1 pseudogene is annotated in these 295 nt (G+C 56.6%); it reads right to left on the bottom strand.

Annotation, left to right across the window (positions count from 1 at the left end):
- Positions 1-295 (bottom strand): annotated as a pseudogene (locus tag IV91_RS18400) (hypothetical protein); the annotation flags it as partial.

Below are 295 nucleotides of genomic sequence, written 5' to 3'. Positions count from 1 at the left end.
GTTTTCAACGCTTCCAGCAGGAGAGCGAGATCCTCCGGGCGACAGGGTCCGGGCAAGGGGAACCACCAGCGATTGCCCTCGAGATCATTGAGAAAAATGTAATGTGTGCCGTCGACGCCTTGCTCCGATTGAGCAAACAAGAGAGGGTGCCCCTCTGTTCTGGCGACCTTCACTTCATGATCCAGGATCAGGGCATTGAGTTTTCTTCCCGATTCATCCCTCAAGGCCTCTGGTGTCAATGGAGAGGGGAGCAGTCCCCATGCCTCCAAGGGCGAGTCTATCAGGCGTGGAGCGA

Origin of the sequence: Ferrovum myxofaciens, from assembly GCF_000735045.1 — a bacterium.
GTDB lineage: Bacteria > Pseudomonadota > Gammaproteobacteria > Burkholderiales > Ferrovaceae > Ferrovum > Ferrovum myxofaciens.
This window is presented reverse-complemented; position numbering and strand designations above follow the sequence as displayed.